Origin of the sequence: Amycolatopsis marina (genome assembly GCF_900111885.1) — a bacterium.
Taxonomy (GTDB): domain Bacteria; phylum Actinomycetota; class Actinomycetes; order Mycobacteriales; family Pseudonocardiaceae; genus Amycolatopsis; species Amycolatopsis marina.
Genome location: NZ_FOKG01000016.1, coordinates 17,958 through 31,528, shown reverse-complemented (window position 1 = coordinate 31,528; position 13,571 = coordinate 17,958). Strand labels below are relative to the sequence as shown.

Genomic DNA, 13,571 nt, shown 5'->3' with positions numbered 1-13,571 from the left:
CCTCAGCCCTTCACCGCACCGGCGAGGCCGGAGACGAGCTTGCGCTGCACGAGTACGAAGAAGATCAGCACCGGAATGGTCATCAGTGTCGAGCCTGCCATGATCGCGCCCCAGTCGTTCTCCTCCGGCTTGAAGAACACCAGGATCGCCTGCGGCAGGGTCTGGTTCTCGGTCTTGGAGATGATGAACGTCTTGGCGAAAAGGAAGTCGTTCCACGCGTGGATGAAGGCCAGCACACTCACCGCGACGAGGCCGGGCAGCACCAGCGGGAACAGGATCTGCCAGGTGAACCGGACGCGGCTCGCGCCGTCCAGCTTGGCGGCCTCCTCCAGATCCACCGGGACGGCGGCCACGAACCCGCGCAGCATCCAGATCGCCAGCGGCAGGTTGAACGCCAGATGCACCAGCACGAGCGAGCCCAGCTCGTTCAGCCCGAACGCCGGAGTGACGTCGCCGACCGAGCGCATCAGGAAGAACAGTGGGATCGTCAGCGCCTCCACCGGAACCATCTGCGCCACCAGCAGCATGATGAGCAGAACGACGCGGCCACGGAACCGGAACCGCGTCAGCGCCACCGCGGCGAGGAAGGACATCAGCAGCGACAGTCCCACCACGACGACGGCCACCAGCACGCTGTTGGCGAAGTAGCGGGCGAACCCGGCCGCTCCGAGTACCCGCTCGAAGTTCTCCAGCGTCGGCGTGAGAGTCCACGGCCGAGGGTTCGCCGACTGGATCTCTCCCGCGGGTTTGAGTGCGGAGAGCACCATCCAGTACAGCGGGAACGCGACCACCCCCGCGATCACCACGGCCACGATCTCGGCGACGAGCCTGCCCGGCTTGCGTACCCCGCGCCGTACTGCGTGTGTCTTCCGGGCCACCATCACAGCTCCACACTTCGTCGCTGGGAACGTACGTACAACGTCGTGATCGACAGCAGGATCAGGGTCATCACCACGCCGATCGCGGCCCCGAGGCCGTACTTCGCACCGGCGAACGCCTGCTGGTAGGCGTAGACGTTGAGGACGAGGTTGCGTCCAGCGACGCCGCCTCCATTGGTCATGACGTAGATCTGGGTGAACACCTTGAAGTCCCAGATGATCGACTGGATCGTGGCGATCATCAGCAGGGGCCGCAGGATCGGCAGGACGACCGAGGTCGCGATCCGCGTCCAGGACGCGCCGTCCAGCGCGGCCGCCTCAAGGACCTCCTCGGGCACGCCCTGGATTCCGGCGTACATCGTCACCATGACGAACGGGAACGAGCACCAGATCACCTCCAGCGCGACGAGGCCGAACGCGCTGTAGGTGCCGAAGGTCCAGGAGTGGCCCGCCATCCCGTTGACGCCCAGCCCGACCAGCACCTCGTTGACCAGTCCGAAGTCGGAGTCGAAGAGGAACAGCCAGATGTAGGACCCCGCCATCGCCGGGGTCGCCCATGCCCCCAGCGCGGCAAGGAAGAGCAGCATCCGAGGCACGGCCCGGACCCTGCTGGCGAGCACGGCCAGTGACGTCCCCACCGCGAGACTGCCGAGTACGCAGACCGCGGCGAACCCGATGGTCTTGGCGAGTACCTCCCAGAACTGAATGGTGCTGAGCAACTGGGCGTAGTTGTCGAAGCCGATGAACACCAGGGGTGCGTTGCCCGCGGCCTCGGCCTGGCCGTAGTCGTAGAACGAGATCAGGACGAGCTGGTAGAGCGGGTAGGCCAGCAGGCCCAGCAGCAGGATTCCGGCCGGGGCCAGGTACAGGGCGGCGGTGCGGCCGTCCCGCCCCCCGCGTCGCCTGCGGGGCGCGGGGGCCGGGACGGCCGTGGGGGCCTGCCGCTGGGCGGGCCGGGTCGACTGCGCGGTCATCGGCACGCGGGACGGGCTGACGTCATACCTGCCTCACCCGCCGAAGGCGCTGTTCATCTGCTCGGCCGCACCGGAGAGCGCCTGCCGCACGTCCTGCTCCCCGGTCACCACCTGCTGGACAGCCGTCGGCAGGATCTGCTGTGCGTCGATCTGGGACCAGGCGGGGGTGGCCGGGACGAACTTCGTGCCTGCCTGCAGGGTGTCGATGAACGGGGTGAGGAACTCATCCGAACCGGCCAGCTCCGACTGGGTTCCCGACAGTGTCGGCAGGTTGCCCATCGCCTCGTACATTTTGGACTGGTACTCGGGGCTGCCGAGCAGCTGGGTGAACTCCACGGCGAGGCCGCGACGTTCACTGGCGTCGAAGACGCCGAGCAGGTTGCCACCGGCGAACGCGGGGGCGATGGAGCCCTTGTCGGTGCCGGGCAGCGGGACGACGCCGAAGGTGTCGCCGAGCCCCTCCTCGACGGCCTTGCGGTTGAAGTCGCCACCGATGGTCATCGCGGCCTTGCCTCCCGAGAAGGCCTGCACGCTTTGCGTTCCCGTCATGTCCGCGCACTGCTGCGGCGGGCAGATGTCGGCGCTGATCAGCTCGGTGTAGGCGGTGACGCCTCGCTGTGCCGCGTCCGAGCTGAGGGACGCGCGCCACCGGTCGCCCTCCTGGGTGGCGAGCTCGCCGCCGTGGGCCCAGAGGAACGGCAGCATCGCGTACGTGTACTTCCCGCCGACGGAGATTCCGTAGAGCTCCGGCTTCTGCTTCCGGATCTCCCTTGCCGTGTCGGCCAGTTCGTCCAATGTGGTGGGAGGCTGCATGTCGAGTTCGTCGAAGACATCGGTGCGGTAGTAGAGCGCACGGACTCCGGTGAACCAGGGAAGGCCGTAGACCTTGCCGTCCACTTTGGCCGTGTCCAGCACGCTCGGGAGCAGATCCGCGCCGTGCTCCCAGGACTCGATGTCCGAGGTGAGGTCGGCCATCGCGCCGGTCTCGACGTAGCTGGCGACGTCGGTGTTGCCGAACTCGGCGACATCAGGCGCGTTGGACGGGTCGTTGAAGGCGCCGGAGAACTTGTCCGCACGGCCCTCGACCGCCACCCACTGGACGTCGACCTCCACGCCCTCGTGTGCCGCTTCGAACGCGGCGATGGCCTCGTTCACCACGGCTTCCTTCGGTGCCCGGTTGGCCTCGTCGAAGAGCCAGACCCGCAGGGGGCCCGTCTGGGCATCGCCACCCTCGCCTGCCGGACCGGACTGGGCAGGGGCGCAGGCCACAGTGGCCATGGCAGTAAACGCGGCGAGGGCCGCCGCGATCGTTCGAGTGATTGTCATTGGTAACCCCGTTGCACTATTTGCAATCTGCGTTTCACCATTAGCAACAGATCGTAGAACCACCCGGCACCCCAAACAAGGGGTCTAGACCAATCAAGATGGGGCGTCTGCAAGTACTACCGAGCAAGATCGAGAGGTCGTTTTTCTACCGCCAAGCGGGTCGCGCTTGGCGGTAGAAAACGGCGCTGCTGATCTTGCTTGGGTGTACTTGCAGACGCACCAACTCAGGCGAAGGCGACGATGGCGGCTGACGGCACGCTCACCGAGCCCGTGACAGGGCCCGGTAGGCCGGTGCGGGGATCCCGGGGGAGCCAGGTGACCGTGCCCGAGCGCTGGTTCGCCACATAGATCCAGCGCTGCGAAGGGTCAAGAGTGAAATGCCGGGGCCAGACGCCCCCGGTGCTGACGTTGCCGATCCGGCGTAGCGCGCCGCCGCCGCTCCCGACGGCCAGCGTCGCGATCGTGTCCTCGCCCCGGTTGCTCGCATAGACGAATCGCCCGTCCCCTGAGACGGTGATCTCGGCCGGGTACTGCGGCTGTGGCGCGTCGTCGTCGACCGTGGGCACCGGTTCGCCGAGGGTGAGTTCGCCACTGTGCGGGTTCCAAGCCGCGACGGTGATCTCCGGTCGCAACTCCCCGAGTATGTAGGCGAACCGGCCGCCGGGATGGAACGCGAGATGACGTGGCCCCGCTCCCGAAGGCAGGCGCACCTGCCGGTGCTGCGCGAGCGTGCCGGACCTGCGGTCGAGGCGGTACACGTACACCGAGTCCGCGCCGAGGTCGACAGCGAGCACCCAGCGGCCGCTGGGATCGGTGAGCACCTGGTGCGCGTGTGGTTCGCGCTCATCGCCGGTGTGCCGCACCAGGTCCGTCACCTCACCCAGCGAGCCGTCCCGCAGGATCGGGTGCACCACAACGGTTCCGTCGGTGTAGTTCGCGGTCAACAGGTGCCGCCCGCCCGGATGCACGCTGAGGTGCGTCGGTCCGGCACCCTGCGTCGGGCGGGAGCCCAACACGCGTGGGCGCCGGGGATCGCAGACGTCCAGAGCGGTGACCCTGCCGTCCGGCACGAGCTCGTTCGTCACGTACATCCGCCGACGGTCGACGGAGAACGCGAAGAACGAGGCGTCGGGAACATCGGGCACGGTGTCCACGATGTCCAGCGCGGCCCTGGACCTGGTGGCCACCTGAAGCCCCTCACCCGGAGGCGACCCCCAGGTCGAGTAGCTGCCGAGAAACACCGTCCGGCCGCCCCAGCCCGCGGCTTCCGCGCTTCGTGGTGCGGCGAACGCCCCCGGCGCGGCGAGCACCGTGCCCAGCCCGGCGATCCCGGCCGCCCCGAGGAAACTTCGACGATCCATTCCGCTCATCTCCTTGCCCGTTGTGTACCCAGTGGTTCCCGCGCCCGTGCGCGGTGGTCTAGATGACGGCCATCAACGCGGCCGAGACGCCGAATCCGGTCAGCGACAGCACGGTCTCCAGCACTGTCCACGTGCGCAGTGTGTCGGCGACCGAAATGCCGAAATAGCGCGAGACGATCCAGAACCCGCCGTCGTTCACATGCGAAGCGATGATCGATCCCGCGGAGATCGCGACAACCAGCAGCGCGAGTTGTGGCTGGGTGTAGCCGAGTTGGACGACCGTGGGCGCGATGATCCCGCTCGTCGTGACGATGGCGACGGTCGCCGATCCCTGCGCGATACGCATACCGCAACTGATCACGTAGGCGGCCAGGATCACCGGCAGGCCCGCCGAGTCGAGTGAACCGGCGACCGCCGTTCCGATTCCGGTCGCCGACAGCACGGCACCGAAGAACGCGCCCGCACCGACCACGAGGAGGATCATCGCGACCGGCCGCAGCGCGGTGGCGGACAGTTCGCTCAGCTGCACCGCGGTCATCCCCCGCCGCCTGCCGAGCAACCAGAACGCCGCCAGGACGGCACCGGTGAGGGCGACAGCCGGGGTACCCGCGAACGCGGCCACCCCGGCGAGCCGGGAACCGTCCGGCAGCCAGATGCTGCCGAACGTGCCCGCCAGGATCAGCACCAGTGGGACCGCGATGATCGCCGAAACCAACCCCAGCGACGGCGGGTTCTCATCAGCCTGTTCCCCGTCGGTGACCAGCATCTCCTGGGGTACGGGCACGTCGATCCGGTTGCCGATCCAGGAGGAGAACAGGACTCCGCCGACGAACCAGGCCGGGATGCCGCACGCCGCGCCCATCAGGATGATCCAGCCGAGGTCCACCTCGAGCAGGCCCGCGGCGGCGACGGGGCCGGGGTGTGGCGGCAGGAACGCGTGCGTCACCGACAGTCCGGCGACCAGCGGAAGGCAGTAGAGCAGCATCGAGCGCCCGCCCTGCCGTGCCGCGACGTAGACCAGCGGGGCCAGCACGAAGATGCCGATGTCGAAGAACACCGGAATGCCGAAGATGAGCCCGGCGATACCCATGGCGAGCGGGGCTCGCCGCTGGCCGAATGCCCGCAGCAGCGCCGAGGTCAGCACCTGCGCCCCGCCGGACTTCTCCAGCATCGCGCCCAGCAGGGTGCCGAGCCCGATGATCGCGGCGATATGGCCGAGGATCCCGCCGAATCCCTCCTCCAGCAACGATCCCGAGGCCTTCTGCGCGGACCCCACAATGGACTCCACCGGCAGGCCCGCGGCCAGCGCGGTCAGCAGCCCGATCACGATCAACGCGATGAACGGCTCCATCCGGAGCCGGATGATCAGCAGGAGCAGCGCCGCGATGGACACCGCGGCCAGCGTCAGCAGCCCCCCCGTGGAGTGCTGCAGCCAGTCGACCACGCTCATTGCCCGCTCCGACGAGCGCGCTGTCCGCGCTGTCCGCGCAGCGAGTGCCCGGCGAGCGCACCGGTGGGCCTTCCGTCCTCGATCGCCGCCACCCCGTTGACCCAGACGTGGGGAATGCCGGCCGGCTGCTGCCGGGGCTCGGCGAACGTCGCGGTGTCGGTGACGGTGGCCGGATCGAACAGCACGATGTCGGCCGCGTGGCCGCACCGCACAAGGCCCCGGTCGGCCAGCCGCAACCGCCGCGCGGCACGACCGGTGAGGTGTGCGACGCACTCGGCGAGGTCGAGCACCCCGAGTTCGCGCACGTAGTGGCCGAGGTAGCGGGGGAACGTGCCCCACGCGCGCGGGTGGGGACGGGCACCGACCAGGAGGCCGTCGCTGCCGCCCGTGTGCGCGGCATGGCGCATGATCGTGCGCACGTTGTCCTCGTCGCCGACATGCATCAGACAGGAGGTCCCGAGCCGCTCGCTGAGCAGGACCTCGAAGTACAGCGCGGCGGGAGCCATTCCCGCCCTACGCGCGGACTCGGCGACGGTATGGCCGAGCAGGTGCTCGTTCTCCGGACGCCGCACGGCGTTGATCTCGATCCCGGTCCAGTCGACCGGCACACCGTGCGCACCGTCGGATCCGGTGTCCTCGATGGCGGACCTGATCCGCTCCCGTGTGTCCGGATCGGACAGTCGGCGTAACGTCGCGTCCAACCCGCCCTCCGCCGCCCAGCTGGGGAGCAGCGCCGAGAGGTAGGTCGCTCCCGGCAGGTACGGGTAGGTGTCGAGGGAGATGTCGCAGCCGTCCGCGATGGCGGTGTCCAGCAGGCCGAGCAGCTCCGGCGCTCTGCCCCTGTTGACCGAGAAGTTCATCGTGGCGTGGGCGAGGTGCAGCGGGCAGCCGGCGCGACGGCTGACGTCCACCATCTCGGCGAACGCCTCGAGCGCGCCCGCTCCGTAACTACGGTGGTGCGGACAGAAGTATCCGCCTCGGGCGCCGACCACCTCGCACAGCGAGACCAGCTCGGCGGTGTCCGCATACATTCCCGGGGTGTAGGTCAGCCCGGCGGACATGCCCACCGCGCCCTCGTCCAGCCCGGTGGCCACGAGTTCCCGCATGCGGTCGAGTTCAGCGGCGGTGGCGGGACGGTCAGTCCAGCCGACCGCCAGCATCCGCACCGTGCCCTGGGGGACCAGATACGCGGCGTTCACCGCGACCCCCCGGTCGAGGCGGTCGAGGTACCCGCCGACGGAGCGCCAGTCCCACTCGAAGCCCGGGGGGTCGTCGTTCCAACCCGCCAGTTGTGCGCGCAGGGCCTCGAGTGTGGTGTCGTCCACCGGCGCGTACGACAGCCCGTCCTGGCCGAGCACCTCGGTGGTCACCCCCTGACCGAGCTTGACCAGGTGGTCGGGCGCGGCCAGCAACTGGAGGTCGGAGTGGGAATGCATGTCGATGAACCCGGGAGCCAGTACGAGTCCGTCGGCATCGACTGTCCTGCGGCCGGTGAGCGTTCCCGCACCGGTGATCTCGGCGATCCGCCCGGCCGAGACGCCCACGTCGCCCGAGTACAGGGGCTGACCGGTGCCATCGGCGATGCGCGCGCCGCGTATGACGAGATCCATGTCGCTCCTCGGGGGACTGGGAGACGGGGGAGTGGGCGGCGCGTCAGAAGTAGGTGCGGACGAAGTCGATGACGGTCTCTCCGTCGCTGTCCACGACCGGCAGCAGGGACCACTTGTCGAAGACCGTGCAGGGATGGGACAGCCCCAGCCCGATCCAGTCGCCGACTTCCACGGCCGAACCCTCCGGCAGCCTGAGGAACGCGTGCTGGTCGTTGAGTGCTGTGACCTCGTGCCCGTTGAGCCGGGTGGGCGGATGGCCGGCTGCTCGGTGCCACTGCGGTTCGGGCAGCCCCTGGTCGAAGGAAGCGTCGCGCCTGCCGAGGGTGAGCAGCGCAAGGCGCGGCTCGGGTTTCGAGGTCACCTGCGCCCACGCGCGCAACGCCGAACGCAGCGGCGCGCCCTCGGCGCGCGGAGACGTGCCGAGTGGGGAGATCCCGCGGTAGAAGCCGTCGTCGTGGGTGAGATAGGCGCCGCTGCGCAGAATCGGCAACACGTTCAGGTCCGGCGGCCAGCCGGTGGTGATCCCCTCGGCGACCCGGTCGAAGAAGGCGCTGCCGCCCGCCGTGACGAGGGTCGGCCGGGACCGGTCCAGCGTGTCCTGTTCGGACAGTGCGATTACCAGTGAACGCAGATCGTCCAGGTAGGAGTCGATCCGGGCGAGTGAGGTGGGTGAGGCATCGTGGGCGAGCGCGCCCTCGTAGCCTCCGGCGCCGGTCAGGCGCAGCATGGGACTGTTCCGTACGGCCGCTGCTACGGCGAGCGCGGTCGCGCGGTCCCGTACGCCGGTTCGTCCGCCGGCGGCTCCGAGTTCGACGACCACGTCGACGGGACGGCTGGCGCTGGCCGCGGTGAGGGCTTCGGTCATCAGTCTCACCGCGTGCACGGAGTCGACCCAGCAGGTGAACTCGAACGCCGGATCGCGGTCCAGTTCGCCCGCCAGCCAGCGCAGGGCCGACGCGTCGACCAGTTGGTTCGCGAGCAGGATCCGCGATACGCCGAACGCGCGGTACACGCGGAGCTGCCCCGCGTTGGCGGCGGTGATCCCCCAGGCGCCGTGCTGGAGCTGACGCTCGAACAACTGTGGCGCCATCGTGGTTTTGCCGTGGGGAGCCAGCGCCACGCCGTGTGCCGCGCACCATGTGGCCATAGTGGCGAGATTGTGCTCCAGCGCGGTGGACTCGAGTACCACGAACGGGCCGAGGAAGCCGTCCTCGAACAAGTGCGGCCGCTCGGCGGTGGCCTCCTCGATGGTCTTGCCGCACAGTTCGGTGGGGATCGACTTGAACCGCCAGTCGAGACGTTCGGTGCGGATGTCCGCCACGGCCCCGGAGTCGAGTGTGCCCGCGCTCGCCCGCATGTGGTTCATCGAAGGCCCCCGGAATCCTGACGTTGCACTGTATGCAACGCAAGTTGCGTGTAATGCATCACAAAGGTGTAGCATCGCCGGTGCGGCAGGTCAACGCTGCGAGAACCAGGACGAGTCTGGAGGGTGTCAGTGGCGGGCGGTGCTCCTGCTCCCGAGGTGCTGTGCCTCGGTGAGTCCATGGCGGTGTTCGTGCCGTCGGAATCGGGTCCCGCGCACCGGGTGCGGACCTGGAACCGGACCATCGGGGGTGCCGAGTCCAATGTGGCATGTCATCTCGCCGGGCTCGGTGTGTCCAGTGCCTGGGTGAGTGCGGTCGGCGCCGACTCCTTCGGCCGTGCGTTGCTCGACGAGATCGCCGCCTCGGGCGTCGACGTCACCGCGACCTATGTGGACCCGGGCAGACCGACCGGGGTGTACTTCAAGGAATCCGGGACAACCGGCAGCCCTGTGCGTTACTACCGGGCGGGATCGGCGGCCTCCGGCATGGGTCCCGGCCTGCTGGCCGAGCTGGATCTACGGGGTGTACGGCTGATTCATCTCAGCGGCATCACCCCCGCACTGTCGCCGAGTTGCGCCGACCTGGTCCGTGCGGTGCTGACCGCTCCGCGCGAGGGCAGGCTGGTTTCCTTCGACGTCAACTGGCGTCCCGCACTCTGGCCAGGACGGGATGGTGCGCTGCTCGCCGAACTTGCCGCGCTCGCCGACATCGTGCTGGTCGGTGATGACGAGGCGGAGGCGGTGTGGGGGACCGGAGATGTGGGCAGGCTGCGTGCCCTGCTTCCGCAACCGTCCACCGTGGTGGTCAAACACGGCGAGCGGGGCGCGACGCTGCTGGAACACGGACGGGACGCGGTGTTCGAGCCCGCGTTGCGGGTGCGGGTCGTGGAACCGGTGGGGGCGGGAGATGCCTTCGCGGCGGGATTTCTCGCCGCTACCCTCCGCGGCGCCACGCCCCGGTTCCGCCTGCGGCAGGGGCACCTGCAGGCGGCGTCGACGTTGCTGACCCAGGATGATGTTGGCCTGCCACTGCCGCCCGGAGTCGTCGGCGAACTGCTGGAGGCCGACGAGAGCGGGTGGGCGGCCGCCGAACTGACCGATCGTGGCGTCCGGCGGCGAGCGCAACCGGACGAACACCGCCGACGAGTGAAGCGAGAGACATGAGCCAGAGTCTGGATCGGGCGTTGAGTCTGCTGGGTGGGCTCGCGAGGGACGCACGCACACTCGACGAGCTGGCCGAGGAGGTCGGCGTGCACAAGTCGACCGTTTTGCGGCTGCTGCGCACGCTGGAGGCTCATCACTTCGTCCACCGGGAGGGCCCGCGCCACTACCGGCTGGGCAGCGCCCTGTTCGATCTCGCCAACCAGGCGCTCGAGCAGCGGGACGTGCGGCGAAGCGCCGAGCCCGCACTGGCCGAGCTCAACGAACGAACTGGGCACACCGTGCACCTGGCCAGCTACGAGGACGGCGAAGTCGTCTACATCGACAAGTTCGAGGGCAGGCATTCGGTCCGGATGTACTCCAGGGTCGGTAAAAGGGCGGCACTGCACTGCACGGCCGTGGGCAAGGTGCTGGTGGCCGCGCTGCCCGAACAGCGGCGTGCCGATGTCGCCGCCGGGATCGAGTACTCGCGGATGACCGCGAACACCATCGCCGGACCGGAGGAGTACCTCGCCGAACTCGCGGTGGTGGCCGAGCGCGGATACGCCGTGGACAACTCCGAGCACGAGGACTTCATCCACTGCATCGCCGCGCCCATCCGTGGGCAGGGCGGGACCACACTGGCGGCGGTGTCGCTGTCCGTGCCTCGGGTCCTGCTCGACTACGAGGGCCTCATGGCACTGGTGCCGGAACTGCTCGCCGCCGCGGAGTCGGCGTCGCTCCTCAGTGGATGGAGCAAGGGGCAATAACGCTCATGTGCATACACCTCAATGAGCAACGACAGGAAGGGAACTCGATGACGAAGACCACGATCAGCACGGAGAACGCGCCCACACCGGTGGCCGCGTACGCCCAGGCCGCGCGCAAGGGCAATATCCTGCAGGTCGCCGGGCAGGTCGGGCTCGATCCGGCGACCGGTGAGGTCGCGGGCGGCACGGTGGCCGAGCAGGCACGGCAGACGGTCCGCAATCTCGAGGCGGTGCTCAAGGCCGCCGGCGCGAGTCTCGACGACGTCGTGATGATGCGGGTCTATCTGACCGACACGGGGCACTTCGCCGAGTTCAACGAGACCTACAACGCGCTCGTTCGTGAGCCGTTCGCGGCGCGGACCACGGTGTACGTCGGACTGCCCGCCGGACTGCTGGTCGAGATCGACGCCCTCGCGGTGCTGGACTCCTGAGCGGTTCTTTGGGCGCTGAGCACGTTGACGGGCCCGCCCCGTCGTGTCAACGTCGGTTGATTCTTCGACCGAGGCAAGATCGATCGGGACACGGCGGAGGCGGGACTTGACGGAGTACCTGAACGAGACGGTCTTCACCTGGGGCGGCGTGCCGCTGAAGTTCGGTGCGGGCGCGATCGACGAGATCGGCCACGACCTGGCCCAGCAGGGCGCAGCCAGGGTGTTGATCGTGACCGATCCCGGCCTGGTGGCCACCGGCATCCCGCAACGCGTCGCCGATGCGGCCAAGGCGGCCGGGCTGACGGTCGAGACCTACGACGGGGTGCACGTCGAGCCCACCGACACGAGCCTGGCCGAGGCGGTGGAGTTCGCCCGCGGTTCGGAGTGGGACGGGTTTATCGCGGTCGGCGGCGGTTCCGCGATCGATACCGCGAAGGCGGTCAATCTGCTCACCAGCTACCCCGGGGAGCTGAGCGAGTACCTGAACAAGCCGATCGGTGAAGGCAAGGCGCCGCCTGGCCCGCTCAAACCGCTGGTGGCCGTGCCGACCACCGCGGGCACCGGGGCGGAGAGTACTCCGGTATGCGTTCTCGACCTGCTGGACCTGAAGGTCAAGACCGGGATCAGTCACCCGAGGCTGCGGCCCACCCTTGCCGTTGTGGACCCGCTGGTCACCCTCACCCTGCCCGCCGCGGTCACGGCGGCGAGCGGAATGGACGTCCTCTGCCACGCGCTGGAGTCCTACACGGCCAAGCCCTACCACGCGTTCCCCCGGCACACACCGGAGACGAGGGTCGCCTACTGCGGTTCGAACCCGATCTCGGACATGTGGGCCGAGCAGGCCATGCGCCTGCTCGGCCGGTCGTTCCGCGCAGCCGTACTGACCGGCGGGAATCTGGAGGCGCGGACGGAGGTGATGCTCGCCGCGACATTCGCGGGCATGGGCTTCGGCAACGCCGGGGTGCACGTTCCGCACGCCTGCGGCTACCCGATCGCCGGAATGGTGCGGGACTACGAGCCGGCGGGATACCCACCCGGCCCGCTGGTGCCGCACGGCCAGTCGGTCTCGCTGACAGCGCCGGCCGCGTTCCGCTTCACCTTTCCCACCGATCCGGCACGACACCTGCGGGCCGCCGACCTGCTCGCGCCGGACGCACCGCGCACGGACGACCCGCGGGACCAGTTGCCCTCGGTGCTGGCATCGCTGATGCGCGACATCGGCATTCCCGCCGGGCTGTCGGAGGTCGGGTACGGCGAGGGCGACATCGATGGTCTCGTCGCGGGAGCGCTGAAGCAGCAGCGGCTGCTCGGTGTCTGCCCGCGCCCTGTCACGGAACACGACCTGGCCGGAATCTTCCGTGCCTCGATGACCAACTGGTGACTGCGCGAGTACTGGCATTGCCAGTACTCGCGCAGGACGGGAATCCTAAATTACCCTGCAGCTCCAGAATGGGCCTGCGTTACCGTTCGGGACTCCACCGAATTGGATTTTCGCGCATATGGACTGATTGCCGCCGCCTGACTTGGAAAACGATGAAGTGCTGACCCGGCAGGTCCTGTTGATATGGCACAAAGTGCTGTTGTGTTTGAAGTTGCCCTTGTACTCCAGTTCTATCTGCAGTGTTCCACTGTGCCCGCCGGAATAGCTGCCGAGTGCGTAGTACTTGTTCGTACGGTCTACCTTGTCGACGGCCACCTTGAAGCAGTCGGGGTGGAACGGTTTGCTCGAGCTGCATCCTCCAGACGCGGCTGTGGGCGCCTGGGCCGCAGTGGCCGACGCCGCACTCCCGATGATCGGAAGCGCCGCGATGGCGAGGATCGAGAGCATGGACAGGATCCGCTTTTTCATGGTCTACCTAATTCCTTGCCGTCGAGACGAGCTCGAACTCACCAAGTCTTTGAGTGGGATGCGGTGTACTTGTACTCCTTGCCGATCTTCGCCCACGCGGTGACGGAGGTCTTCCAGGTGCCTCGGGAGCCGGGCACTGTGCCGGTCGACACTCCACACGAGCTGACCGGCGGACCGCCGCAGGTCTCCCGGTGAACCTTCCGCAGGCTCCCGTTCTTGTACAGCTTTGCCTCGATGATTATCGCGAAGTAGTTGTCGTGTTTGCAGGTGACTCTCCCGGAACCGTAGGTGTTCGTAGACCGGTCGACTCGGTCCGTGAGTGCCCAGATGCTGCAGTCGCCTTCGAGTTTGTCGGTAACCGAAGCCGATGCCGGTGCCGCGGCGGTGGCGGCAATGGCGGTCGCGATAGCCGCTGTGCT

Annotated in this window: 13 protein-coding genes; 5 read left to right on the top strand and 8 right to left on the bottom strand. The window is 68.4% G+C overall.

Features of this window, described 5'->3' with window-relative positions; translation table 11 throughout:
• Window positions 1–2: 2 nt before the first annotated feature.
• The 7 genes from BM199_RS23680 to BM199_RS23650 form a co-directional block, all read right to left on the bottom strand.
• Complete coding sequence (locus tag BM199_RS23680; protein ID WP_091675546.1) at window positions 3–881, bottom strand: carbohydrate ABC transporter permease; 879 nt, start codon at window positions 879–881, stop codon at window positions 3–5.
• Complete coding sequence (locus tag BM199_RS23675; protein WP_091675544.1) at window positions 881–1,852, bottom strand: carbohydrate ABC transporter permease; 972 nt, start codon at window positions 1,850–1,852, stop codon at window positions 881–883. Before BM199_RS23675 ends, BM199_RS23680 begins: the two co-directional genes overlap by 1 nt.
• A gap of 33 nt (window positions 1,853–1,885) precedes the next feature.
• Entirely contained in the window at window positions 1,886–3,178 is a 1,293-nt protein-coding gene (locus BM199_RS23670) for an extracellular solute-binding protein (protein ID WP_091675542.1), read from the bottom strand.
• 224 nt (window positions 3,179–3,402) lie between these two features.
• Window positions 3,403–4,548, bottom strand: a complete 1,146-nt coding sequence (locus BM199_RS23665; protein WP_091675541.1) for a lactonase family protein — start codon at window positions 4,546–4,548, stop codon at window positions 3,403–3,405.
• A gap of 49 nt (window positions 4,549–4,597) precedes the next feature.
• Window positions 4,598–5,983 carry a GntP family permease gene (locus tag BM199_RS23660; protein WP_091675539.1) on the bottom strand — a complete coding sequence of 462 codons (1,386 nt, stop codon included), beginning with the start codon at window positions 5,981–5,983 and terminating at the stop codon, window positions 4,598–4,600.
• A 2-nt stretch (window positions 5,984–5,985) separates the two neighbouring features.
• Window positions 5,986–7,599: an N-acyl-D-amino-acid deacylase family protein gene (locus BM199_RS23655; protein ID WP_091675537.1), complete on the bottom strand. Its 1,614-nt coding sequence runs from the start codon at window positions 7,597–7,599 to the stop codon at window positions 5,986–5,988.
• 43 nt (window positions 7,600–7,642) lie between these two features.
• A complete protein-coding gene (locus tag BM199_RS23650; RefSeq protein WP_091675795.1) occupies window positions 7,643–8,956 on the bottom strand; it encodes an amino acid deaminase in 1,314 nt (437 codons plus the stop codon).
• A gap of 186 nt (window positions 8,957–9,142) precedes the next feature.
• Between BM199_RS23650 and BM199_RS23645 the strand changes: the two genes are divergently transcribed.
• The 4 genes from BM199_RS23645 (at window position 9,143) to BM199_RS23630 (ending at window position 12,684) form a co-directional block, all read left to right on the top strand.
• Window positions 9,143–10,126: a sugar kinase gene (locus BM199_RS23645; RefSeq protein WP_091675793.1), complete on the top strand. Its 984-nt coding sequence runs from the start codon at window positions 9,143–9,145 to the stop codon at window positions 10,124–10,126.
• Window positions 10,123–10,872, top strand: coding sequence for an IclR family transcriptional regulator (locus BM199_RS23640; protein WP_091675535.1), 750 nt, complete (start codon window positions 10,123–10,125; stop codon window positions 10,870–10,872). Before BM199_RS23645 ends, BM199_RS23640 begins: the two co-directional genes overlap by 4 nt.
• Window positions 10,873–10,919: 47 nt before the next feature.
• Window positions 10,920–11,303 (top strand): Rid family detoxifying hydrolase, encoded by a 384-nt coding sequence (locus BM199_RS23635; RefSeq protein WP_091675532.1) that lies wholly within the window; start codon window positions 10,920–10,922, stop codon window positions 11,301–11,303.
• Window positions 11,304–11,409: 106 nt separating this feature from the next.
• Entirely contained in the window at window positions 11,410–12,684 is a 1,275-nt protein-coding gene (locus tag BM199_RS23630; RefSeq protein ID WP_091675530.1) for a hydroxyacid-oxoacid transhydrogenase, read from the top strand.
• Window positions 12,685–12,729: 45 nt separating this feature from the next.
• On the opposite strand, the gene BM199_RS23625 is transcribed toward BM199_RS23630, so the two are convergent.
• Window positions 12,730–13,152 (bottom strand): hypothetical protein, encoded by a 423-nt coding sequence (locus tag BM199_RS23625; protein WP_091675528.1) that lies wholly within the window; start codon window positions 13,150–13,152, stop codon window positions 12,730–12,732.
• 63 nt (window positions 13,153–13,215) lie between these two features.
• On the opposite strand from BM199_RS23625, the gene BM199_RS34995 reads away from it, so the two are divergent.
• Window positions 13,216–13,347: a hypothetical protein gene (locus BM199_RS34995; protein ID WP_281245743.1), complete on the top strand. Its 132-nt coding sequence runs from the start codon at window positions 13,216–13,218 to the stop codon at window positions 13,345–13,347.
• Window positions 13,348–13,571 lie beyond the last annotated feature (224 nt).

Bases quoted from the DNA above. Each gene is read 5' to 3' on its own strand.
- BM199_RS23645 (WP_091675793.1), top strand. From the start codon at position 9,143: ATGGCGGTGTTCGTGCCGTCGGAATCGGGTCCCGCGCACCGGGTGCGG.
- BM199_RS23635 (WP_091675532.1), top strand. From the start codon at position 10,920: ATGACGAAGACCACGATCAGCACGGAGAACGCGCCCACACCGGTGGCC.
- BM199_RS23675 (WP_091675544.1), bottom strand. From the start codon at position 1,852: ATGACCGCGCAGTCGACCCGGCCCGCCCAGCGGCAGGCCCCCACGGCC.
- BM199_RS23655 (WP_091675537.1), bottom strand. From the start codon at position 7,599: ATGGATCTCGTCATACGCGGCGCGCGCATCGCCGATGGCACCGGTCAG.
- BM199_RS23680 (WP_091675546.1), bottom strand. From the start codon at position 881: ATGGTGGCCCGGAAGACACACGCAGTACGGCGCGGGGTACGCAAGCCG.
- BM199_RS23640 (WP_091675535.1), top strand. From the start codon at position 10,123: ATGAGCCAGAGTCTGGATCGGGCGTTGAGTCTGCTGGGTGGGCTCGCG.
- BM199_RS23650 (WP_091675795.1), bottom strand. From the start codon at position 8,956: ATGCGGGCGAGCGCGGGCACACTCGACTCCGGGGCCGTGGCGGACATC.
- BM199_RS23625 (WP_091675528.1), bottom strand. From the start codon at position 13,152: ATGAAAAAGCGGATCCTGTCCATGCTCTCGATCCTCGCCATCGCGGCG.
- BM199_RS23670 (WP_091675542.1), bottom strand. From the start codon at position 3,178: ATGACAATCACTCGAACGATCGCGGCGGCCCTCGCCGCGTTTACTGCC.
- BM199_RS23665 (WP_091675541.1), bottom strand. From the start codon at position 4,548: ATGAGCGGAATGGATCGTCGAAGTTTCCTCGGGGCGGCCGGGATCGCC.